Genomic DNA, 23,664 nt, shown 5'->3' on the forward strand with positions numbered 1-23,664 from the left:
TTCAGCTCAGGTTGCAAAGCTGTTCCGTGGTCCGCACCCGGGGCTTGTCCGGGGCGTCCGGGTCCCAGGCCTCCTCCTGCAGAAGTCCCACCTGGTCGATGTCCAGGCGCACACAGGTCTGCTTCGTCATGGGCTCCGGCTGGTCAAAGTGGAGGGTGAGCTCCATGATCTTGGTGTAATCCCGCTCCACCTCGTACCGGTCCGGGTGGTCCACGCGGGCTTCATAGACCCGGTAGAGGATCTCGGTCTGGCCGTCCTTGACAGGATGGACCCACTCCGGTTTCGGCATCTGGAAGGGAATCTCCGTACCGGCAGGGATGATGGTGCCCAGGTGCCCCTTGACATCATCCGGCCCTCTGAAATAGCGGATGCCGATCTCCCGCTGGGTGCGCTGCACCGCCGGGGCCGCGGAGGCCCGGGGGTCGTCGTCCGGCTCCTGGGTGCCGTAGCGGGCCGCGCCGTAAGAGATGGCCTTGCTGGGCCGGTGGAAGGTCACCTTGCCCTGGTACTCCGGGAAAGCCTCTTCCAGAGCGCGCTTTACCATGGGCATCTGGCTGGCACCGCCGGTGAGGACGATGCATCCCGGCTTCTGGCCCGGGTGGCTCCGGAGCATCTTCCGGGTGCAGGCGATGGTCTGCTCCAGCAGAGGACGGGAGGCCGCTTCGAATTCCTTGCGGCTGATCTCGATGTCGTAATAATCTCCGGTGGCCGGGTCGGTGATGTCGGGCCAGGCCGTTTCGTTGTCGCTCAGCTCGATCTTGGTGCTCTCCGCAGTGCGGAGCAGCACTTCCCGCTGGTTGCCCTGCACCGAAGCACCCATTTTGGCCTCCAGCTGCTGAAGCAGCACCTGATCGAAATCAGCGCCGCCCACGGCGCAGCCGTCCCAGGCGTGGATGTCGTAGTAGTACACGCTCCCATCCGCCCGGCGGCGACCGACGGGGTACACCGTCACCAGGGAGACGTCGAAGGTACCGCCGCCCAGGTCATAGGTCAGCACCGTCTGTTCCTCCATCTGGCTGTACGCGGCCAGGTAGTCCAGCGCGGCCGCCGCCGGCTCGGCGATGGTGCCGCACACCTCCACATGGGTGCCGTCCTCCAGCGTGGCGCTCTCCACCAGATGCACCAGGTGCTTGCGCTGGGCGCTGGTGTACATGGCCGGATAGGCCAGGGCCACCAGGTTGGTGGTCTCATGGTAATTGTCCTGCAGGATCCGGTTGGCCCGGCGGATGCAGTACTCCGCCACCATGCGGATGGCCTCATCATAGGAAAAAGTCCGGGTCTCCGGCTTTCCGGCCCGGCGCGGAAGGGTGAATTCCTGGTTCAGATGGCGCTTGAGCAGCCGCACCCGGCTGCTGGCCGGCACGGCCGCGTCCGCCTCATACCCCAACTGGATCCCCCGCTGGTCCGAGTAAAAAAAGGTGCTGGGGATGCCCCCGGTCCGGTCGCTGCGCAGCAGATCCCGGCACACACCGCCCATGCGGGTGTCCGGGTCCATATCCTGAATAAAGCTGAGGAAGCTGTTGATGTTGCCGAAGTCAAACCCAATGATGATCGCCATATCCATTCCTCCTCACCGCCCCCTGCGGACGGTCTTTTTATTTCTCTCTCTCGCTCCCGTCCAGCCCCGTCTCCGCCAGCAGGCGGTGGTACAGGTCCAGACAACTCTTCTGGGTGTCGGCGCTCAGGCCGCCCTCTCCCAGAGCCTCGCCCAGCTGGCGCACCAGCTTGGCCACCTTCTCATCGTTCCGGCTCTCCTTGGCCCGCTGGGGTGGTTTCTCCTCTTCCACCAGGCCGTTTTTGAGGAAATAGTCCTCTGGCAGCCCGAAGGCCATGGCGATCCGGGCCTGCATGGCCTTCCGTGGGATCGAGGTCCCCGACTCCCACGCCGCTACCGTTCGCTGGGTGGTCCCGATGGCGTCGGCCAGCTGCTGCTGGGTCCATTCGCGCTTTCCTCTTAATATGATGATCTCCTTTGCGATGTCCTGCATATCAAACTCCTTGTCTCCGGACGGGTGTGCTTGGAACTGATCTTATCATAGCGGATTTGGCCGGAAATTTCAAGACGTAGTATGAAGTTACAAGAATCTTTGGCATGTTGTACTATGAAGTTATAGTAATTTTTATGTATTTTGCTTCTTGTCAGAGCCCCGGCGCGCCGCTATAATAACAGCATAGCATCGAGAGGAGGGATTTGGATGCTTTCTCAGATCTCTGTATCCGGGATGGAGGAGCTGCTCCGCCGGGAGCACCCCAACTGGTCGGACGAGGCCCTGAAAAGTCTGGCCTGGCGGTATGTGGACACCCTGGACCCCCGGCTGGAGGCCCCGCTGGCCCGCTACGCAACCACCGGTGCGCGCACCGAGCTGGAGGCCGGGGAATTTACGCTGTTTGCCATCTGCGCCCTGTGCCAGTGCGGGTATGTGGACGCCGTGATCCTGATGGACGGCTACCTCAAAGATCCCATCCAGGGCAAGGCGCAGATCCTGCGGCGCTGAGGGGGTGCATTCTATGCAAAAGACCCCCTTTTCCGCCCTGAGCCAGACTTCCCTGGACAGCCGCTTCCAGTCCCAGGTGTGGGACAAACTCCCCTATGAGGCCCGCCTCTCCCTCTGTCAGGAGATGGAGAACCGCCTGGCCGCCCGACAGGGCCTCCAGCCCCGGACGATCACGGCCCAGCCCATGGAGAACAAGCGCTACGGCGTACAGCGGGGCGACACCATCGTCCTCAACTCCCATCTGCTCCGGGACGGCGTGTTCCGCAGCACCTATCTGGACGCAAATAACGTCCCCCGCACCTTTGAGATCACGGTACCCGCCGCCGGGTGGAACCTCTATGACACCATCTGTCATGAGCACACCCACGGCGTGCAGTGGGACGAAGGCCGGGCCCAGACCTACGTCTCCTATATCTCACCCAACCGGGACTACCCCCTCTACCGCATCCAGCCCGACGAGCGGGAGGCCTTCGCCGTGGGACAGAAGGAGACTCTGGAGGCCATCGCCCGGGTGGAAGCGGCCATCGGCCGGGAGCTCCCTGAGAAGGCCAATTACCTGGCCACCGTCCGGGAGGAAGCCTATGAGCCCGCTCTCGCCCGCGCCCAGATGTGCTACGGCGACCCCGGCGTCCAGGAGGTGCTGGATCAGGTGGTGTTCGACCGGGAGAACGGCGTGACGCCGGACTCCCCCTCCCTCACCTATACCTATATCTCGGAGGTCTATCAGGACCCCGGTCAGGACCTGGCGCCGGAGGCCCATGCCCCGACACAGGATCTGGAGGACGACGGCTCTGCCGTCCTCAACACCCCTGGCAGCAGCCCCGGAATCGTCGGGCAGGATATGGACGACGGCTCCGCCGCTCTCAGCGGCCAGAGCGCCGGCCCCAGCGGGGGCTACGGCGGGCTGGAGGGCTCAGGCCAGGACCCCAGCGGAGGTATTGACCCCGCATGAACCAGAACCGAAAGGAGTGTATAACACCATGAATGTGAATTTTCAGCCCTTTGCCCGGCTGATCGCGGAGCACTTCGCCCGGATGACCGAGGGCGTGGAGATGCTCTATACGGTGGATGTGGACCGGGACCAGCTCTGGAACTACTATCTGGACAGCTATCCCGCCGGCACCAACGAAGTCTACCGCATCCGCCGCCAGTACGATTGCAGCTGCTGCCGCCACTTTGTCCGCACCATGGGCAACGTGGTGGTCCTCCAAAACCAGGAGGTCCACACCATCTGGGAGATCTCCGGCGCCCCCGCCCCCTACCAGGAGGTGGCCGACGCCATGGACGCCTACGTCCGCGCGGCCCCCATCTCCGGCGTGTTTCTGGCCCGACAGGCCAGCGTCGGCGCGGAGTTCAGCTACGAGCAGCTGGAAGACTGCAGCGTCGACACCTGGGCGCACTTCCATCTGACCCTGCCCAAGCGCTTTGTGGTCCAGACGGACGCCACCGTGGAGGAGTTCATCGGCCGGCAGGCCGCCTCCAAGCAGGTGTTCCAGCGCGCGCTGGAGGAGATCGCCCCCGACGCGGTGGACACGGTGCTGGAGCTCATCGCCCAGAAGTCCCTCTACCGCGGCGAAGAGTGGCAGGGCCTGCTGACCAGCTTCCGCGCCATTCAGGACGAGTACGCGGACCTCCCCGCAGAGAAGCGGGAGCTCTACCTGTGGGAGAAGTTGGCCACCGTTGGCGGCGCCATGACCCGCATCCGTAACCACAGCATCGGCACCCTCCTCACCGACCTGAGCGACGATATGGACCTGGAGGCGGCTCTGCGCCGCTACGAGACCGTCGTGGCCCCCACCAACTACAAGCGCCCCAAGGCTGTCTACACCAAGGAGACCCTGGAGGCCGCCCGAAAGACCCTGGAACAGCTGGGCTACCTCGGCTCCCTGGGCCGCCGCTTCGCCACCCTGGACGACATCCGCATCTCCAACATCCTCTTCTGTAACCGGGACGCCGCCCGCCGGATCTCCGGCAGCAGCGTGTTCGACGCCATGCTGGAAGCGCTCTCCCTCTCCCCCAGGGCCTTCGCCCGGGTGGAGGAAGTGTCGGCGGAGGACTTCGTCTCCCGGGTGCTCCCCACTGCCCGCGAGGTGGAGGTCATGCTGGAAAACCGCCACGCCAGCCACCTGGTCTCCCTCATCGCCCCCAAGGACCCCGAGAGCCCCTCCATGTTCAAGTGGGACAACGCCTTCGGCTGGTCCTACAACGGCAACATCACCGACAGCATCAAGGAGCGGGTGAAGGCCGCAGGCGGCAGCGTGGACGGCGTGCTCCGCTTCTCCATCCAGTGGAACGACGAGGACGGCCAGAACCTGAGCGATCTGGACGCCCACTGCATCCAGCCCAACCAGGAGGAGATCTTCTTCGGCCACAAGAACGCCAGGACCTCGGGCGGCGCACTGGACGTGGACATCATTCACCCCGAAGAGGGCGTGGCCGCGGTGGAGAACATCACCTGGCCCTCCACTCAGTTCATGCCCGAGGGCGAGTACCGCTTCTTTGTCCACTGCTACACCCGCCGCGCCGGCAATACCGGCTTCAAGGCCCAGATCGAGTTTGACGGCACGGTCTACAACTTCGACTACCCCTTCAGCCTGAGACAGGAGGAGTGCGTGGAGGTGGCCACCGTCACCTACCGCAAGGGCCAGGGCTTCACCATCAAGCCCGCTCTCTCCGCCTCCGCCAGCGCCCGGGAGCTGTGGGGCCTGCGCACCAACCGGTTTGTCCCCGTGTCGGTGATCCTGTACTCCCCCAACTACTGGGACAGCCAGCACGGTATCGGCCACCGCCACTACTTCTTCATGCTCAAGGACTGCAAGAATCCCGACACGCCCAACGGCTGGTACAACGAGTTCCTGAAGGAGGAGCTGATGCCCCACAAGTGCGTGCTGGAGGCCCTGGGCAGCCGGATGCAGGTGGAGCCCGCGGACGAGCAGCTCTCCGGCCTGGGCTTCTCGGCCACCAAGCACGACGAGCTGACCGTAAAGGTCCGCGGCGCCAGCGAGCGCATCCTCAAGATTCGATTCTGAGCTTATTTCAATCCTTAGGAGGTATTGATGATGGAACTGGAAAATCTCTTTGAGCAGGCCACCCGTCAGAAGTTCCGCTTCCCCTACCGCGGCATGGCCACCACCGAGGACCTTTGGGACCTGTCCGTCCAGGAGCTGGACACCGTATTCAAGGCCCTCAACGCCCAGGCCAGACAGGCCAACGAGGAGAGCCTGCTGAATACCAAGTCCGCCGAGGACACGGTGCTGGAGGCCAAGATCGCCCTGGTGCGCCACATCGTGGCCGTCAAGCAGGCGGAGGCCGAGGCCCGCCGCAACGCCCTGGCCCGCAAGGAGCAGAAGGAAAAGCTCCTGTCCCTCATCGCGGAGAAGCAGGACCAGGAGCTGCGCGCCAAGTCCGTGGAAGAGCTCCAGGCCATGCTGGACGCCCTGTAAGACCAGGCCGGGGCCCCGGGATGACATCCATCCCCGGGTCCCGGTCAGCCCCATTCCGATCCCCAAAAGGAGGAGAACCGCGTGCAGGAACAGCTTCTATTTGGCCGCCGCCTGACCGACGGCCGCTACCGGCCCACCGGGCGGCCTCCCCGGGTCTTTTTCCGGGACGCCGGCAGCGGAGAGGTCTTTGCCCTGGATGACACCGCCCTCTCGCAGAACATCCTCTTTCTGGGCGGCTCGGGCAGCGGTAAGACCAACGCCATCCACCAGATCCTCCCCCAGCTCCGCGCCCCTTCCCTCCCCGACGGGAAGGACCGCGTGACCTTTCTGTTTGACACCAAGGCCGACTACTTCCGCCACCCGGGCTTCTTCCAGCCGGGCGACTACGTGCTGGGCAGCAGTCCCGCCTTCCGGGAGCAGAGCGCCGTCTGGAACCTCTTTGCCGATGTGCGGGCCGACGGGGACGACCCCCGGGACTGGGCCGCCAACGCCAACGAGATCGCCGCGGGCTGCTTCCACGGCCGTGGTTCCCAGACCCAGCCCTTCTTCGCCAACGCCGCCCGGGACCTGTTCGCCCACACCATTCTCTACTTCCTCCGCCGGGGGCAGGACCGGCCCCAGGCCTGGCAGGGGAACCTGAACAACCAGAAGCTGGTGGAGTTCCTCCGCATCACCCCGCCGGCCAAGCTGGCGGAATACTTCTCCCTCTACCCCGACTTTCAGTGGCTCCAGGCCTATTTCGGCGACGGCACCAGCAACCAGGCCCTGGGCGTGTTCAGCGAGCTGTACAGCATGCTCCAGGACTGTTTTCAGGGGGTGTTCGCCCAGGCGCCCGCCCGGCCGGAGGATGGCTTTTCCATCCGCCAAGCTATCCGGGCCAAGGGCGGGCGGGCCATTTTTCTGGAGTATGACCTGGCCCTGGGGGCCACCCTGACCCCCATCTATCGCCTGCTGGCCGACCTGGCCCTGAAGGAGGCCCTCTCCGGCAGCGCCAGAGGCCACGCCCACTTCTTCCTGGACGAGTTCAAGCTCCTCCCCAAGCTCTCCCACCTGGAGGACGCCCTCAACTTCGGGCGCAGCAAGGGAGTCACCGTGGTGGCCGGCCTCCAGAGCGTGGAGCAGATCTACGCCGCCTATGGCCGGGAGGCCGGGCAGGTCATCCTGGGGGGCTTTGGCTCGGTGGTGGCCTTCCGCACCGGAGATTACGCCTCCCGGGAGTACGTTTCCAAGCTGTTCGGCCCCAACATCACCTCCTACCGCTACCTCAACGCCAGCAACTCCCCGGTGGACCGGGAGCGGGAGGGCAGCACGGTGGAGCACTGGCAGCAGCGCTCCCTCCGCCCCGGCCAGGCCGTGGTGGGGTTGAGCACCCAGGAGGAGCCCTTTCTCTTTCAATTCGAACTGGACCGCTTTTGAGCAGGAGGAATGTCCCCATGGCACACATCGATCACACCCGCAGCGTCCGCACCGTCGGACAGGTGCGCCTGGAGGAGTTTCTCCCCTGGGATGCGCCCGGGGAGAGCTTCGCCGCTTTCTGCGGCGCCCCCAGTCAGCGCGCTGCCGTGGGTCTGCGGGCCATCGCCCGCTGCTGCGGACGGTTCGGTGTGGTCCTGCTCCACGACGACCCGGCCTTTGAGGGCAGCCTCTCTACCCTGGGCCTGCGCTTCCCCCAGGTCCGGCAGGCCTCCTTTCACATCCGGCCCGCCAACCGCCCCGGCGACGGCGGTCCCTACTACGACCTGCTCTACGGTCTGCCGGAGGAAGAGGTGGTCCGGTGCGTGGCCCCCTACCGGGACGGCCTCTCCCACGCCGGTCAGGCCGAGGTGCAGGCCCGTCTGCTGGACTATCTGGCCATCTGCGCCTGCCGCTTCCGGCAGGACCCCACCCCCTTCGGGGAGTATCCCTACAACCTGGACCTGCTGCTGGACCTGGCCGCCATGCCCTACGACCGGCTGGACCGGGCGGTGCTCTCCCATCTGCCGGAACCTCTGCGCACCCGGCTGCGGGGCTCCCTCTCCGCGCCCGGGGTGCAGCAGCGGGTCTACGACGCCCTGACCGCCTTTGCCGTGCGGGTGGGCGGAGCCCTGTGGGCCCGGCGGAACGCCCAGAACCACACCGGGCTGAGCCTCATCTCCGCGGTGCGCCGTCGGGACCTCATCAGCGTGCGGGTCCCCGGCTCCCGGAGCGAGGCGCTGGACTACCTGGATCTGGAGTTGCAGGCCCTGATCCGGCAGCAGGTCCCCTTTCTGGTGGTGGCCTGCGGTCTGACCCTCACCGGCTCTACCCTGCGGGAGCGCTTTCTGGGTGAGCACGGGTCGCTGCACTACGCCACCGGGCTCCTGGCCGAGACTGCCTCGGGGGTGCTGGGAGACCAGAACGAGGGCATGGACCGGCTGCTGGGCCAGCACCACAAGGTATTGGTCTTTGCCTGCTCCAGCCGGGAGAGCGCTGAGCCCTTTTCCGCCGCCTTCGGCAGCTACTACCGGCAGGTACGGGAGTCCCACACCGACCGCCGGCGGGAGCCCTTCCGTTTCCTCTCCTCCCACGGCTCCGGCACCTCCCTCCGGGAGACCGCCGAGCGGAATATCCGTGGGGAGGAGCTGATGGGACTGGGCGCGGGCGCGCTGCTCTGCGGCCGCGCCGTGGACACGCCGGTGCTGGCCCGGCGTGTGGACTGAATCAATGGGAGGTTCGTTATGGCTTACATTTGTGAAGATTGCCGCCTGTACTTTTCCCGGCGCAGCTCCAACTGCCCCCGCTGCGGACGGCGGCCCGTGGAGGACAGCCGCAGCGAGGCGGAGCTGCAGGCCCAGGGCTATCGCCCCCTGACACTCCCCGCCCCGTCCCAGCGGCACACCAACCGAGCCGTCATTCACGACGATGACCTCCTCGCCGGTCTGCGCCGGGACTACGAGCGGCAGCACTCCTCCTCAAGCCACACCGCCTCCGCGCAGCCTGCGGCCCGGGAGGCCACTCCCCCTCCGCCCCCGGAGCCCCAGCCGGAGGAGGACTTCTTCGCCCACTTCCGGGAGGAACAACCGCAGCCCCGCTCCACGCCGCAGATCGACCTGGACCCGCCGGAACGCCCGGCTGTCCGGACTCGGGATTCCTGGGAAGCCCCTTCTTTCACCTGGCATGAGCCTCCCCGGGCCCGTCGGACGGGCACCTTCTCCCGTTTGGGCCGCTCCGCCGCCTCCATCCCCTGGCCGCTGCTGCTGCGCATCGGCTTTGTGATCCTGGTCATCGCCCTGCTGGCCACCCTCTGGACCATGCGCTGGGCGCTGTTACAGGGTATCTTGACCCTCTTCACCGCTCTGCTCCCCGGCTTCGTGATCCTCTGGCTGCTCTGGTACATCATCCGGGGCGGCCGGAGGCGATAGGAGTGGAGCCGACAGAACCGTTCTTCTTCCTTCGCGCTATCCAGAGAGCCAGACTTGTGCTATGATGAAGCGTACAAGTCTGGCTCTCTTTTTCGTTGAGGGCCGGGACGGTATATCCTGCAATCCAAACTACCGAATTTATAAGGAGCGATCAAATATGACCAAAATACTTTTCGTGTGCCACGGCAACATCTGCCGCAGCCCCATGGCTGAGTTTGTAATGGAGGACCTGGTCAGAAAGGCGGGCCTGGAGGCGGAATTCGAGATCGCCTCCGCCGCCACCAGCACCGAGGAGATCGGCAACCCCGTCTATCCCCCCGCCCGGCGGGAGCTGGCTGAGCACGGCATCGGCTGCGCCGGCCACGCCGCCCGGCAACTGAAAAAGGCCGATTACAGCCGCTGGGACCTGCTCGTCGGCATGGACCGGGCCAACCTGCGCAACATGAATCGCATCTGCGGCGGCGATCCGGACGGCAAGATCCATCTGCTGCTGGAGTACGCCGGGCGGGCCGATGAGGTGGCCGATCCCTGGTACACCGGCGACTTCCGTCAGACCTGGGACGACGTGCTGGAGGGGTGTACCGCCCTGCTGCACCATCTTGGCTATGAAATCAGCCGCTGAGGCTTGCATTCCGCTCCAGAGGCGGTGTATAATACCTAAGTTAACTTGGCGAAGCATCGCCTATTTTACGAAGGAGTGAATGACATGCCGGACGAACGGAATACCCCCGTGATGGCTCAGAACTTTATCCACGATTTCATTGATGAGGATCTCGCGCAGGGAGGACAGTTCCAGGGCATGACCGTCCACACCCGCTTCCCCCCCGAGCCCAACGGCTACCTGCACATCGGCCACGCCAAGGCCATCTTCATCGATTTCGGCACCGCTGAGAAGTACGGCGGCCTGTGCAACCTGCGCATGGACGACACCAACCCCACCAAAGAGGACGTGGAGTACGTGGAGGCCATTCAGGAGGACATCCACTGGCTGGGCTATGACTGGGGCGACCGGTTCTTCTACGCCTCCGACTATTTTGAGAAGATGTACGACTGCGCCGTGGCCCTCATCAAGAAGGGCCTGGCCTACGTCTGTGAGCTGACCCCCGAGCAGTTCAAGGAGTACCGCGGCGACGTGAACACCCCTGCCCGCTCCCCCTACCGGGACCGCCCCGTGGAGGAGTCCCTGGACCTCTTCGCCCGCATGCGCGCCGGTGAGTTCGAAAACGGCCGCATGACCCTCCGGGCCAAGATCGACCTGGAGAGCGGCAACTTCAACATGCGCGACCCGGTCATCTACCGCATCAACCACATGCACCACCACCGCCAGGGCGACAAGTGGTGCATCTACCCCATGTACGACTTCGCCCACCCCATCGAGGACGCCCTGGAGGGGATCACCCACTCCCTGTGCTCCCTGGAGTTTGAGGACCACCGTCCCCTGTACGACTGGGTTATCGCCAACTGCGACCTGCCCGCCAAGCCCCGGCAGATCGAGTTCGCCCGCCTGGGTATCAACTACACCGTTATGTCCAAGCGGAAGCTCCGCCAGCTGGTGGAGGAGGGCCGGGTCTCCGGCTGGGACGATCCCCGGATGCCCACCCTGTGCGGCCTGCGCCGCCGGGGCTACACCCCCCGCTCCATCCGCAACTTCTCCGAGCGCAACGGCGTGAGCAAGGCCGCCTCCACCGTGGAGTTCGCCTTCCTGGAGCACTGCCTGCGGGAGGACCTGAACGACGTGGCCCTGCGCCGCATGGCGGTCCTCCGTCCCGTGAAGCTGGTCATCACCAACTACCCCGAGGGCCAGAGCGAGACCTTCCCCGTGGAGAACAACCCCAACCGGCCCGAGGACGGCACCCGGGAGGTCACCTTCTCCCGTGAGGTGTACGTGGAGGCCGAGGACTTCCTGGAGACCCCCGTGCCCAAGTACAAGCGCCTCTACCCCGACGGCCCCGAGTGCCGCCTGAAGGGCGCCTATCTCATCAAGTGCACCGGCTGCAAGAAGGATGAGAACGGCAATGTGGTGGAGATCTATGCCACTTACGACCCGGAGAGCCGGGGCGGCGACCCCGCCGACGGCCGCAAGGTAAAGGGCGCCACCATCCACTGGGTGGACGCCGCCACCGCCGTGGACGCTGAGATCCGCCTCTATGACAACCTCTTCGCCGACGCCGATCCCGACGCGGGCGACAAGAACTTCCTGGACTGCCTGAACCCCAACTCCCTGGAGGTGCTCACCGGCGCCAAGGTGGAGGCCTCCCTGGCCGACGCCGCCGCCCCTGCCTCCTTCCAGTTCCTGCGTCAGGGCTATTTCTGCGTGGACAATAAGGACTCCAAGCCCGGTCACCTGGTCTTTAACCGCTCGGTGAGCCTGAAGGACTCCTTCAAATTCTGATCGGTCGGAGGCAATATCGTCATGTATCTCTTCCGCAATGACTACTCCTTCGGCGCCCACCCCAAGGTTCTGGACGCCGTGGCCCGCTCCAGTGCCGAGGGCAACCCCGGCTACGGCTTTGACCCCCACTGTGAGCACGCCATCCAGCTCATCCGGGACCTGGCTCAGGCCCCGGAGGCCGACGTCTCCTTCTTCATCGGCGGCACCTCGGTGAATTTCACCGCCATCGCCGCCTTCCTGCGCCCCTGGGAGGGTGTGTTCTGCCCCCAGACCGGCCACATCAATGGCCACGAGTCCGGTGCGGTGGAGGCCACCGGCCACAAGATCCTCCCCCTCCCCACCGGCCCGGACGGAAAGCTCCGCCCCCGGCAGATCGAGGCCGCCCTCCCCACCTATGAGGACGTGCATCTGGTCAAGCCCCGGCTGGTGTACATCTCCCAGGCCACCGAGACCGGCGGCGTCTACACCCGGGACGAGCTGGAGGCCCTCCACAATGTCTGCCGGGCGCACGACCTGCTCCTCTTCGTGGACGGCGCCCGCCTGGGCTGCGCCCTGGCCGCCGCCGGAAACACCCTCACCCTGGCCGACCTGGCCCGGCTGGCCGACGCCTTCACCATCGGCGGCACCAAGAACGGCGCTCTCATGGGCGAGGCCCTGGTGATCCCCGATCCCAAGCTGGCGGAGGACCTGTTCCGCATCAAGAAGCAGCGGGGCGCCGTGCTGGCCAAGGGATGGCTGCTGGGCGCCCAGTTTGAGGCCCTGTTCACTGACGGGCTCTACTTTGAGCTGGCCCGCCACTCCAACGCCATGGCCCAGCGGCTCCAGGAGGGACTGAGCGAGAAGGGCATCTCCTTCTACTTCCTCTCCCCCACCAACCAGATCTTCCCCATCGTGGACGATTCCCTCCTCCCTGCCCTGCGGGAGGTCTGCGCCTTTGAGGTGTGGGGTCCCGCGCCCCGCATGGGCCAGACCGTCATCCGTCTGGTGGCCTCCTTCGCCACCACCGAGGCCGATGTGGAGGGCCTGCTGCCCCACTTCCCCCTGTAAAAGGAGAAAGGAGTCCGCTATGGACAGTGAACTGCTCAAGCTCCGCATCCCCAACGCCATCTACCGGATCGCCCAATTCCTGGAGATCATCGTGTCCCTCTTCGTCATCGCCGCCATCGCCCTCTCGCTGGTGTCGGTGGCCCACGAGCTGGGCATCATGGCCGCCGAACCGGCCAACACCGATAAACTCCAGGAGTTCCTGGCCACCGCCTTTACCGTGGTCATCGGCATCGAGTTTTTGAAAATGCTCAGCCGCCACAACATGAGCTCGGTGGTGGAGGTCCTCCTCTTCGCCATTGCCCGTCAGATGGTCATTGAGCACACCACCGCCGTGGAGAACCTCATCATGGTGATCTCCATCGGCCTGCTCTTCATCATCCGCAAGTATCTCTTTATCCCCGATCTGGACAACCGTCCCTCTGCCGTCTTTCTCCGCCACCACCGTGAGGCAGAAAAAGAGGAACACTGAGCGCAAAAGCGCCGCGGTCCTTGATGACCGCGGCGCTTTTTTCAGGTCTCATCCGGTTCTTCCGGCGCTTTTTCCTTACGGTTCAGAGCCAGAGCACTCACCAGCAGCCACACGGCCGCCAGCACCAGCGCGCACAGCGCGGTGGCCCAGCTGGGCTCCCCCAGCGGCTGGTAGGTCTCCAGATTCATGCTGTCGAGGTATGGAATCCGGTTTCTGCCCAAGGAGGACCAGGCATCCCGGTAGGTCAGCAGGCCGGTCATTCCCCAGCAGCAGGCCGTCAGAAGCCAGAAGGGGACGATGTAACGCTTCTGCCCCTTCCAAAGAACCGCTGTCCCAACTGCGCCCAGCAGGATCAGCCAGAGGGCAAAGGCGGTCTCCTGGTGCTCATACCAGGCCACCGGGCAGCTCTCCAGCAGGAAGGGCAGCCAGAAGGCCCCCGCCAGCACTGGCCCCAAAGCGGGCAGCGCCCGGCGCAGCGGCGGACGGCGCAGGGTGAGCCGGAACACGGCGTTCGGCTTCAGGCCCTTGCCGCGGCTCCAGGAGAGAATGGCTCCCTCCATGGCGGCGGTGAGAAGGGCGGCCACACACACCGCCGCCAGCGCGAGGAACAGGACGCTGCCGAGCTGTCCGCTCAGCAGCTGGCCCTGGATGCTGGCCCCCAGCATGGCCTGGGACGAGCCGAAGAAGCTCAGCGCCAGCAGCGTAGACCCCACCTTGACCACGAAGGTCAGATTCACGGCGAAGAGCATGGCCGCATTGGACAGGTGGAACCAGCGGCTGTGGTGGGCGTAATAGCGCTGGAGGTACACGCCGTAGGCCACACACCCCAGATAGGCCAGGTAGCACAGCACCGCAGGCATGAAGAGGTCCAGCAGGAAGAACAGCACGCCTCCGCCCAGGGCAAAGGCGAAGGAGAGCAGGCCCTGGAAGTCAGTGCGGGTCAGAGTACGCACCGGCTTCTCCCCGTCCAGAAGGTCGTCCACGCTGACCTGGAGCGCCTGGGCCAGCGGGAGGAGCAGCGGCACGTCCGGATAGCCCCCCTCGCTCTCCCAGCGGGAGACGCTCTTGTTGCTCACCCCAAGCAGATCTGCCAGCTCCTGCTGGGTGAGGCCCCGGGCCCGGCGGTACTGACGCAGCCGTTCACCAAAGGTATTCATATCCTCATCTCCTTTCTTCTGGCTCAAGGATAGCATATCCGCCCCCAAATGCCCACCCCGCAGGGCGAGAATTCTCTCCCGGAGGCCGGGAATGGGCCGAGAATCCGGTCTCGCACCCGACGAGAGCGCAAAAACACCCCCCGGCGCGGCCGCGCCGGGGGGCGTTCGCTGCTGTGGTTACTCCACCACGACCAGGCGGATCTTGCCGCCCTGGTCCGGGGACTTGTCGTAGTAGACGGTCATCTCCTCGGCATAGGCCCGGGCCAGCTCAAAGCGCTCATAGCCGGTGTCGGCCTGGAACCAGTAGCCGGTGGTCTTGTTGTAGCACCAGACCTCCTGGGAGATGGGGAACACCTTGTCCCCCACCTTCAGGGTGTGGGTGTCCGGGTCGTAGTTGGCCCGGACCACGCCGTCCGCCTTCTGGAGGGTGACGGAGCCGGCCAGCTTGTGCTCCCCGTCCAGCGTCTCGATAGAGGGGGCGATACCGATCACGTCGCCGTTGCGGAAGGTGGCGCCGCAGACCAGCGTCTGGCTCTCGCCGCCGTTCTGGACCGAGATATGGGCGTTGCTGTAAGCCATGGAGTCCGAATCCACCGGGTCCGCCGGGGTGAAGCGTGCAAAGCCATAGGTGTACTGGTCGCCGGTCACATCGTCAAAGACCAGAACGCTGTACTTGCCGCTGTAATCCTTCCCGGCGTAGAGGATCTTGGAGGAAGGCACGGTGTTCCGGGTGAGCTGATCGTAGGTGATCTCCTTGGGCTCGCTGTTGCCCACCCGCTCGAACATACGCACATTCTCCGCCAGCTCCACTCCATCCAGCGTGCGCTGGGCCACGTTCAGGGTGCCGCTGACCGAACTGCCGCCGGTGAGCTTGGACAGGTTGATGCGGTCCTTGCCGGAGGACACCGTCACCAGCTGGCCCACCATCTTGGCCGCAGAGGACTCGCTCAGGTTCACATCGCCCTCAAAGACCACGGCCTCGCCCTTGGCATTGAAGAAGTTCAGGAGCGGTTTCACTTTGGCGGTGGTGGTGCTGCACTCCTCCACCACGCCCACGGTGGTGGAGCGGGCCACGGACGGGTCCAGAGCACCGGCCACCCGGCCGTCGCTGGTGAAGAGGAGGGTCACCTCATCGCCCGGCCGGAAGGCAGCCAGGTCCTCCACCGCACCGGGCAGCACCGTGAAGTCCTGCCCCAGCATGGTCACCGTGGAGGGAGCGGTGGGGTTGGGGGACGCATTCTCGTAGTAGCCGGTGAGGCGCAGGTCGGAAACCCGCAGGATGCGGCTCCCCGCGTCAAAGGTAGCCACGTCGTACTGCCGCAGGTCGGCCACTGTGGCGGGCACACCGTTCTTGTAGATCTGGTACTCCCCGCCGCCGGTCAGAGAGGCGAAGGGGTTGGAGGTGCCGGTGGGCTTGGTCCGGGCCACCATCACGTTGTCGCTGGACTGGGAGGCCGAGGAGAGGTAGACATAGTCCAGCTTCCCCGCCGGGCCGTAGCACAGCGTCATGGGCGTACCGGAGTACAGGTAGGACCAGACCTTCTCAAAGGTGGTGGCCTCTCCGTCCTTCCAGACCACGGTGGCGGGCTGGATGGTGATCTTCTCACCGGAGGCGGTGACATAGTTGGCGTCCACCTTGCCGGTGACCGTGATGCGGCGGATGGAGTCGCTCTCGCTGGGCCGCAGGGTGAGGAACTCTCCGTTCTTGTCCTGCACCATCTGGCCGCGCACGCCCAGGAGCTGGGCGGAGAGGGCGGTGCGCTCGGTCTTGGGGCTGCTGGTGGAGGTGCCGGTGGCCACGGTCACGGTGTTGGAACCGGTGGCGGTGTTGGTGTCCACCGACAGGAGCACCACGTCGTCGGTGAGGGTGCCGCCCAGCTTGCTGACCAGGTAGCACTCCTCGCTGCCCTTGCCGCAGGCGAAGAGCAGGTTCTCAAAGAGCAGCGCCGCCTGGCCGCGGGTGAGGCCGGAAGCGCCGGAGAGGTTCAGGCCCTCGGTGAGGCCGGTGGTGGCACCCACCGCCAGATAGCCGTCGTACCAGGCCGCGCCGGGGGCGATGTCCCCGGTGTTGTAGCCCAGGATACGGGTGAGGATGGCCACGGCCTCGCCGTAGGTGATGGGACGGTCGGGCTCAAAGTTGCCGTTGCCCACGCCCAGGATCAGCCGGTCATTGGCCACGGTGGGGGCGGAGGAGTCCCCGTCCCCCTGGGAGGAGCCGGTCCCCGCCAGCTCGCCGCTGGTGGTCAGGGAGGAGGCCAGGTTGACATAGCCCCGGGCCCAGTGGGTGCTCCCCACATCCAGGAAGATGGTGCGGCCCCGCTGGGCGGGCTCCAGGTCGCCCTTGCCCATGACGTCCACCGCCATCTTGCAGAACTCCGCCCGGGTCAGGGTGCCGCTGGGCCGGTAGGAGGTCCCGCCGGTCCCGTTCACCACCCCCAGCAGCCGCAGCAGCTCCGCCGCCTCGGCCACCTCCGGGTCGGAGATGTCGGTGAAGGAACCGCCCGAGGCGGCCCCCGCCGGGAGGATCAGAAGGCTCACACCGATGGACACCGCCACCAGCGCGGCCAGGATTCGTTTCAGCTTCATAGCGTTCTCTCCTTCTTCTTACTCAGCCCGCAGGGCCTCCACCGGCTGCAGACCGCTGGCCTTGATGGCCGGGTACAGGCCGAATACGATGCCCAGCAGCACCGACACCACACCGGCCAGGGCCATGATGGAGGGGTCGGGGCTGACCACATAGCCCAGCTGCTGCTTGCAGTAGATCCAGGTGGCCGGGTAGCTCACCAGAATGCCCAGGATGCCGCCGATGCCGCAGATCATACAGGCCTCGATGAGGAATTGCAGGATGATGGTCCGCCGCTCGGCGCCGATGGCCTTGCGGATGCCGATCTCCCGGGTGCGCTCGGTGACGGTGACCAGCATGATGTTCATGATGCCGATGCCGCCTACCAGCAGGGAGATGGCCGCGATGCCGCCCAGCAGGGCCTGCTGGCCCTTGGTGGCCTCGTCGGCGCTCTGCTGGCCCTGGTTGGTGCTGTACACATTGTAATAGCCATAGCTCATGCCCGACTGGGAGTCGCCGATGAGGCCCTTCAGAAAGACCTCCAGCAGGGTCACCGCCTCGTTGGTGGCCTCCTTGCTCCGGGCCTTGACCACGAAGTTGCTCATATCGGTGAAAGAGTTGGAGGCCAGGGACAGGGTCTGGTTCAGCGTGTAGGGCACGGCGATGACGTTGTCCAGGGAGTACTCGCTGCCGGAGAAGTCCTTCTGCTTGTAAACGCCCACCACTTCCAGGGGCACGCCGCAGACGGTGAGCTTCTTCCCGATGGGATTGGCGTAGTCAAAGAAGAGCTCCGCCGCCTTGGACCCCAGGACACACACCTGGGTGTTGTTCTTGATGTCCATGTAGCAGAGGTCCCGGCCCTTGCCGATCTGGAAGTTGTTGCACAGAGACCACTGCTCACTGCCCAGATAGACCTGGGGAGCCCAGTCCATGTTGTCGGAGTTCTTGGCGCCGTACTGGATGGTGCCCCAGATGCTGCCGCTGGGCGTCACACCCAGCACCAGATCGTCCAGCTTCAGGCAGTAATCATAGAGGCTCTGGAACACCTTGTCGCCGCCGGTCCCCCACTTGCTGGCGCTGACCTGGATCTGGTTGGAGCCCATGCTCTCGTAGTACTGCATGATCTCCTTGGTCTGGCCCTTGGCGTAGGATACCAGGGTGATGACCGAGGCCAGACCGATGATGATGCCCAGCATGGTCAGGAAGGTTCGGCCCTTCCGGCCGGCGATGGACTTGATGGCCAGCTTGATGGATTGCAGGATGCTCACAGCCAGTCCACCTCCTGTGCGTGGTCCTCCACGATGCTGCCGTCGGCGATGCGCACCATGCGGGGCGCCGTGGCCGCGATGGAGTTGTCGTGGGTGATGAGGATCACCGTAGTCCCCTCCAGATAGAGCTGGCGGAGGATCTGAAGCACGTGCTTGCCCGTCTTGGAGTCCAGTGCGCCGGTGGGCTCGTCCGCCAGGATGATGGGAGGATGGGTGGCGATGGCCCGGGCGATGGCCACACGCTGCTGCTGGCCGCCCGACATCTCGGTGGGGCGGTGGTCACAGCGGTCGGCCAAGCTCACCCGCTCCAGCGCGTCCATCACCCGCTCCTCCCGCTCCCGGGTGCGCACTCCCTGGTAGATGAGGGGCAGCTCCACGTTCTCATAGGCCGAGAGGGCCGGGATCAGGTTGAATCCCTGGAAGATGAAGCCGATCTGCTTGTTGCGGATGTGGGAGAGCTGCCGGTCGCTCAGCTCGGTCACGTCGGTGCCGTCCAGGTGGTAGTCGCCATAAGTGGGGATGTCCAGGCAGCCCAGGATGTTCATCAGCGTGGACTTGCCCGAACCCGACTGGCCCACGATGGCCACGAACTCTCCCCGGTCGATCTGGAGCGACACGCCGTTGAGGGCCCGCACCTCGTTCTCGTAGCCCTCGTTATAGATCTTGAACACGTCTTTGATATCGATGAGCACGTCGATCCGCTCCCGTCTTAACCGTAGGCCATGCCTTCGGTGTTCTGGTAGGTGATAAAGATCACGTCGCCCACTTCCAGGCCGGACTTGATCTCGGCGTTGGCCGGGTCGGAAAGTCCCGTCTCCACCGGCACGGCGTAGAAGCCCTCCGGCGGCGCATCCACACTGTCCTCCATGCCGGGCTCCGGCTCGGGCAGATCGATGGCGTTCTCCGGGCGCTCCTCGGCCTGGAGGTACACGATGGGCATGGTGTTGCCGTCGGCGTCGCTGGTGTAGCGGATGGCGGCGGCGGGCACCACCATGCAGTCCAGGCTCTGGCTGGCGGCGAAGCTGTAATCCACGCTGACGCCGTTGCGGAGGGAGCCGTCAAAGTTGTCCACGCTCAGCGTCACCGGGAACACGGTGACCGAGCTGTCCGCCTTGGGCTCCAGGCTGATGGACTCCACAACGCCCATGTATGTATTGCCGTTCCAGTCGGTGAGGTCGATCATCTGGCCCTTCTCGATGAAGGCGATGTTGCGCTGGTCCACGTCGATGACCACCTTCATGACGGAGGTGTCGGCGATGGAGATGGCCACCTTGCCGCTCTCCACTTCCTCGCCGGCGGCAATGCCCAGAGAGACCACGGTGCCGTCGATGGGGGCCACGGCGTTGAAGTCGGACAGGGCCTTCTGGGCCTCTTCCACCTTCTTCTGAGCCGCCACCAGCTCCTCGTTCTTGGCCCGAATCTGGTCCCGGATCTCGTCGTCGCCCTGGACCACCAGGGTCTGCCCCGCCGTCACATCGGCGTAGTTGAGGAGATTCACCTTCTCCACCGGGCCGTTGGCCTTGGCGGTGAGCTCCCGGCTCTCGTAGTACTCCAGCTTGCCGTTTTCATAGGGATAGATGGTGGTACCGTCGGCGGCGGTCAGGGACACGGTGGCGTCCATGTCCTGGGTGAGGGTGCCGGGGTTGTCCAGCACGAACACCACCTCGAAGCACTTGGAGCCCTCGGGGGTGATGAAGCTGACCTTGTTGATCTTCTCCACCGTGCCGGTGTAGTCCTTCATCACCGCGGGGATGGAGACCTTGGCGCTCTGCCCCACCGAGATGGAGTTCTCATAGGCGTAGCTGAAGTAGAGGGACAGGCGCAGCTTCTTGTCGTTGACCAGAGTGGCCACCCGGCCGTCCTTGCTCAGGGTGTCCCCCACCTGCAGGTCCTCCACGTTCATGAGCTTGCCGGAGAAGGGGGCCTGCACGGTGAGCTTGCCCAGCTCCTCGTTGAGCTTGTTCATGTCCTCCTGGAGGGTCTTGAGGCTCTCCTGAGCGCTCTTCAGGGTCTCCTCCGCCGCCTGGCTGCGGATGGTGTACAGCGGGTCGCCCTTGGCCACCTGCTGACCCTCCGTGACGAATACCTGGCTGACCGTGCCGGGGCTGGTCAGCGTGATGGTGGAGGCCGACTTGGCCGCCACATTGCCGGTGCCCTGCACCATGGAGGAGATGGAGCCGATGTCCACGGTTCCCAGCATCATCTCGCCCTTTTCCTTGGGCTTGTCGGTGAAGGCGAATTTCCATACCACAAATCCGCCGCCGCCCGCCAGCGCCAGCACCAGCACGGCGGCCAGGACCCGGCTGAGGGTCTTTTTGCGCCGCCGCTTCTTGTTGGGCTTGGGCGGAGCGGTCACCTCCGGCACATTCTCCACAGGGGTGGAAACGGGAGTCTGTTGTTCCGTCATAGTTCGTTCCTCCTCACGCTCCGCGGCCCCGGCCCCCGCCGGAGCAAAGCGCAGAGCCTTGCTGGGTCCATTATACCATGTCCACCTGCAAAAGATATTTGCAATCGGGTGACAAATTCTTAACGAAATCTTAAATTATCCAACAAATTTTGCCTTATTTTACCATGATACAGAAAAGAAACCGTTCTCCGGGCAAAGCCGGAGAACGGTTTTGAAATCAAATTTCTTTCTCGTAGCAGACCAAAGTCTCGTCGATGACCCCCTCAAAGTGGAAGGGGGCGCTGCCCGCCAGGCGGTAGCCCTGGCGCTCATAGAAGGACCGGGCGGGCTCGTTGCCCTCATAGGTGTCCAGCCGGATGGCCTTGCACCCCATACCGGCGGCCAGGCCCTCGGCAAAGGCCACCAACTTGCGGCCCAGACCCTTCCCGGCGATGACCGGGTGGACCACCAGAGTGTGGATGACCAGCACCTCGCTGTCCTTGGCGGGGATAGTCCAGGGAATGGCGGCGTACTCGTCGGGCTGGACCTGGTTCAGGTTCACCGCCGCGGCGATGTCGCCCCCCATCTCCACCACATAGAGGGTCCCGGCCTTCCCCGCCTTCCGGGCGGTGTCCCGGGTGGGATAGAGCCCCCGCTGCCAGTTGGTGTAGCTGTGGCCCCGCTTCTCGTCGGCGCGGAACAGGGCGTCGTAGATCTCTTCAATGGCGTCCAGGTCGCCGGGGACGGCTTTTCGGATCATTGTGAAGCTCCTCTCCTCCCCCTGCCGGGGGAATTGCGTTTTCTCGGTGGTTCCAGTATAATGGAAGGGATTTGAAAAGTCAATTCGCCGGGGGACTTCCCCCAGAAGGAGCGAACCATGTCCAAAACACTGGTATTAGCGGAAAAACCCTCGGTGGGCCGGGAGCTGGCCCGGGTGCTGGGCTGCCCCCGCAGCGGCGAGGGCTGCCTGGAGGGGGAACAATACATCGTCACCTGGGCGCTGGGCCACCTCATCGAGCTGGCCGCCCCCGAGGCCTACGACAAGGCCTGGCAGAAGTGGGACATGCTCACCCTGCCCATGCTGCCCCGGGAGATGAAAACCGTGGTGATCCCCCAGTCCGGGCGGCAGTTCCGGGCCGTGCAGGCCCTTTTAAGACGCAAAGATGTCTCGGAACTTGTCATCGCCACCGACGCCGGGCGGGAGGGCGAACTGGTGGCCCGCTGGATTTTGGAAAAGGCGGGCTGGCACGGCCCCACGAAACGGCTGTGGATCTCCTCCCAGACCGACAAGGCCATCAAGGACGGCTTTGCCCACCTGCGCCCCGCCGCCGAGTACGACAACCTCTACCACTCTGCCTGGGCCCGGAGCGTGGCCGACTGGCTGGTGGGCCTCAACGTGACGCGGGCCCTCACCTGCAAGTACAACGCCCAGCTCTCCGCCGGGCGGGTGCAGACCCCCACCCTGGCCCTCATCGTGGACCGGGAGCAGGAGATCCGGTCCTTCCGGCCCAAGCCCTTCTACACCGTCCGCCTCCAGGTGCCCGGCTTCACCGCCACCTGGCGGGACAAAAATGGCCAGGCCCGCATCTTTGACGAGGACACCGCCAGGGCCCTGGCCGCTCGCCTGGAGGGTAAGACGGCGAAAATCACCCAGGTGAAGCGGGCCGTGAAGGAGGTCCCGCCTCCGGCGGCCTACGACCTCACCGAGCTCCAGCGGGACGCTAATAAAAAGTACGCCTACTCCGCCAAGGAGACGTTGGGCATGATGCAGTCCCTCTACGAGACCCACAAGGTCCTCACCTACCCCCGCACCGACTCCCGCTACCTCACCGCCGACCTGGTGCCCACCCTGCCTGAGCGGCTTTCCTCGGTGGCGGTGGATGTGTACAAGGACCTGGCCCTCGCCATCCGCCGCAAGCGCCCCCTCCAGACCAAGTACCTGGTCAACGACGCCAAGGTCACCGACCACCACGCCATCATCCCCACCGAGGAGCAGGTGGACCTGTGGCGGATGAGCGGCGGCGAGCGGAACATCTACGATCTGGTGGTGCGCCGCTTCCTGGCGGTGCTGCTGCCGCCATGCAAGTACGAGGAGCTCTCCCTCACCCTCACCGTGGACGGGGAGACCTTCACCGCCCGTGGCAAGCGCATGGTGGAGCCGGGCTGGCGGGCGGCCTACGACCGTACCTTCGACACCATGGAGGAGGACGAGGACGCCGACGACCGGGAGCAGGCCCTCCCCGAAGTGGCCGAGGGGGCCACGCTGCCGGTGCAGGCGGTGAAGCTGGCCAACGGCCAGACCGCCCCGCCCAAGCGCTACACCGAGGCCACCCTTCTCTCCGCCATGGAGCACCCCGGCTCCCATGTCCAGGATAAAGCCCAGAGCAAGGTGCTGGAGGAGACCGGCGGCCTGGGCACCCCCGCCACCCGGGCCGACATCATCGAAAAGCTCTTCTCCGCCTTCTATCTGGAGCGGCGGGGCAAGGAGCTGGTGCCCACCTCCAAGGGCATGCAGGTGGTGGACCTGGCCCCGGAGGATCTGCGCTCCCCCGCCCTCACTGCCCGCTGGGAGGGCCGCCTGGGGGCCATCGCCAAGGGCGAGGAACAGGAGGACGCCTTTATCGCCGAGATGCGGGACTACGCCTCCCGCCTGGTGGCCCAGGTGAAGGCCAGCGACGCCACCTACTCCCACGACAACCAGACCCGCTCCCCCTGCCCCGAGTGCGGCAAGTTCCTGCTGCGAGTCAAGACCAAGCGGGGCGGCGAGATGCTGGTCTGCCCCGACCGGGAGTGCGGCTACCGCCGGAGCCTGAAGCAGGTCACCAACGCCCGCTGCCCCAACTGCCACAAGAAGATGGAGCTGCGGGGCGAGGGCGACAAGCAGATGTTCGCCTGCGTGTGCGGCTACCGGGAGAAGCTCTCCGACTTCAAGGCCCGCAAGGCCAAGGCCGGCGGCGGCAAGCGGGATGTGCGGCGCTACCTGGAACAGCAGGAGCAGCAGAAGGACACCGGCAACTCCGCCCTGGCCGAGCAGCTGGCCAAGTGGATGGAGCGCAATTCGTAA

The 23,664-nt window shown here is 65.2% G+C and carries 20 protein-coding genes; 12 read left to right on the top strand and 8 right to left on the bottom strand.

Annotation, left to right across the window (positions count from 1 at the left end):
- Position 1 precedes the first annotated feature (1 nt).
- Complete coding sequence (locus tag B5G43_RS05415) at positions 2–1,558, bottom strand: Hsp70 family protein (protein WP_158097362.1); 1,557 nt, start codon at positions 1,556–1,558, stop codon at positions 2–4.
- A 37-nt stretch (positions 1,559–1,595) separates the two neighbouring features.
- Positions 1,596–1,988 carry a helix-turn-helix transcriptional regulator gene (locus tag B5G43_RS05420; protein ID WP_087259460.1) on the bottom strand — a complete coding sequence of 131 codons (393 nt, stop codon included), beginning with the start codon at positions 1,986–1,988 and terminating at the stop codon, positions 1,596–1,598.
- A gap of 207 nt (positions 1,989–2,195) precedes the next feature.
- Between B5G43_RS05420 and B5G43_RS05425 the strand changes: the two genes are divergently transcribed.
- The 11 genes from B5G43_RS05425 (at position 2,196) to B5G43_RS05475 (ending at position 13,226) form a co-directional block, all read left to right on the top strand.
- Positions 2,196–2,495 (top strand): hypothetical protein, encoded by a 300-nt coding sequence (locus B5G43_RS05425; protein ID WP_087259461.1) that lies wholly within the window; start codon positions 2,196–2,198, stop codon positions 2,493–2,495.
- Positions 2,496–2,508: 13 nt separating this feature from the next.
- Complete coding sequence (locus tag B5G43_RS05430) at positions 2,509–3,447, top strand: hypothetical protein (RefSeq protein WP_087259462.1); 939 nt, start codon at positions 2,509–2,511, stop codon at positions 3,445–3,447.
- Positions 3,448–3,475: 28 nt separating this feature from the next.
- Positions 3,476–5,524 (top strand): hypothetical protein, encoded by a 2,049-nt coding sequence (locus tag B5G43_RS05435; protein WP_242960464.1) that lies wholly within the window; start codon positions 3,476–3,478, stop codon positions 5,522–5,524.
- 30 nt (positions 5,525–5,554) lie between these two features.
- Positions 5,555–5,938, top strand: a complete 384-nt coding sequence (locus tag B5G43_RS05440) for a hypothetical protein (protein WP_087259463.1) — start codon at positions 5,555–5,557, stop codon at positions 5,936–5,938.
- An 81-nt stretch (positions 5,939–6,019) separates the two neighbouring features.
- Positions 6,020–7,354 carry a type IV secretion system DNA-binding domain-containing protein gene (locus tag B5G43_RS05445; protein WP_087259464.1) on the top strand — a complete coding sequence of 445 codons (1,335 nt, stop codon included), beginning with the start codon at positions 6,020–6,022 and terminating at the stop codon, positions 7,352–7,354.
- A gap of 17 nt (positions 7,355–7,371) precedes the next feature.
- The gene (locus B5G43_RS05450; RefSeq protein ID WP_087259465.1) at positions 7,372–8,616 is read left to right on the top strand and encodes a hypothetical protein; all 1,245 of its coding nucleotides are present in this window, start codon (positions 7,372–7,374) and stop codon (positions 8,614–8,616) included.
- 18 nt (positions 8,617–8,634) lie between these two features.
- A complete protein-coding gene (locus B5G43_RS05455; protein ID WP_087259466.1) occupies positions 8,635–9,318 on the top strand; it encodes a hypothetical protein in 684 nt (227 codons plus the stop codon).
- A 157-nt stretch (positions 9,319–9,475) separates the two neighbouring features.
- Positions 9,476–9,940, top strand: coding sequence for a low molecular weight protein-tyrosine-phosphatase (locus tag B5G43_RS05460; protein WP_087259467.1), 465 nt, complete (start codon positions 9,476–9,478; stop codon positions 9,938–9,940).
- 84 nt (positions 9,941–10,024) lie between these two features.
- Positions 10,025–11,710 carry a glutamine--tRNA ligase/YqeY domain fusion protein gene (locus B5G43_RS05465; protein WP_087259468.1) on the top strand — a complete coding sequence of 562 codons (1,686 nt, stop codon included), beginning with the start codon at positions 10,025–10,027 and terminating at the stop codon, positions 11,708–11,710.
- A gap of 21 nt (positions 11,711–11,731) precedes the next feature.
- Positions 11,732–12,757: an aminotransferase class I/II-fold pyridoxal phosphate-dependent enzyme gene (locus B5G43_RS05470; protein WP_087259469.1), complete on the top strand. Its 1,026-nt coding sequence runs from the start codon at positions 11,732–11,734 to the stop codon at positions 12,755–12,757.
- Between the two features lie 19 nt (positions 12,758–12,776).
- Positions 12,777–13,226 (top strand): phosphate-starvation-inducible PsiE family protein, encoded by a 450-nt coding sequence (locus tag B5G43_RS05475; protein ID WP_087259470.1) that lies wholly within the window; start codon positions 12,777–12,779, stop codon positions 13,224–13,226.
- 41 nt (positions 13,227–13,267) lie between these two features.
- Here B5G43_RS05475 and B5G43_RS05480 read toward each other — a convergent pair whose 3' ends face one another.
- The 6 genes from B5G43_RS05480 to B5G43_RS05505 form a co-directional block, all read right to left on the bottom strand.
- Positions 13,268–14,383, bottom strand: a complete 1,116-nt coding sequence (locus tag B5G43_RS05480; protein ID WP_158097363.1) for a helix-turn-helix transcriptional regulator — start codon at positions 14,381–14,383, stop codon at positions 13,268–13,270.
- Between the two features lie 177 nt (positions 14,384–14,560).
- The gene (locus B5G43_RS17985; protein WP_087259472.1) at positions 14,561–16,969 is read right to left on the bottom strand and encodes an S-layer homology domain-containing protein; all 2,409 of its coding nucleotides are present in this window, start codon (positions 16,967–16,969) and stop codon (positions 14,561–14,563) included.
- A gap of 18 nt (positions 16,970–16,987) precedes the next feature.
- The gene (locus B5G43_RS05490) at positions 16,988–18,214 is read right to left on the bottom strand and encodes an ABC transporter permease (RefSeq protein WP_087259473.1); all 1,227 of its coding nucleotides are present in this window, start codon (positions 18,212–18,214) and stop codon (positions 16,988–16,990) included.
- Positions 18,211–18,906 carry an ABC transporter ATP-binding protein gene (locus tag B5G43_RS05495; protein ID WP_204244534.1) on the bottom strand — a complete coding sequence of 232 codons (696 nt, stop codon included), beginning with the start codon at positions 18,904–18,906 and terminating at the stop codon, positions 18,211–18,213. The genes B5G43_RS05490 and B5G43_RS05495 overlap by 4 nt, the downstream gene beginning before the upstream one ends.
- A 17-nt stretch (positions 18,907–18,923) precedes the next feature.
- Complete coding sequence (locus B5G43_RS05500; RefSeq protein ID WP_087259475.1) at positions 18,924–20,621, bottom strand: HlyD family efflux transporter periplasmic adaptor subunit; 1,698 nt, start codon at positions 20,619–20,621, stop codon at positions 18,924–18,926.
- Between the two features lie 217 nt (positions 20,622–20,838).
- Entirely contained in the window at positions 20,839–21,360 is a 522-nt protein-coding gene (locus tag B5G43_RS05505; protein WP_087259476.1) for a GNAT family N-acetyltransferase, read from the bottom strand.
- A 117-nt stretch (positions 21,361–21,477) separates the two neighbouring features.
- On the opposite strand from B5G43_RS05505, the gene B5G43_RS05510 reads away from it, so the two are divergent.
- Positions 21,478–23,664, top strand: coding sequence for a DNA topoisomerase III (locus tag B5G43_RS05510; protein WP_087259477.1), 2,187 nt, complete (start codon positions 21,478–21,480; stop codon positions 23,662–23,664).

Source organism: Flavonifractor sp. An92, from assembly GCF_002159175.1.
Classification (GTDB): Bacteria; Bacillota; Clostridia; order Oscillospirales; family Oscillospiraceae; genus Pseudoflavonifractor_A.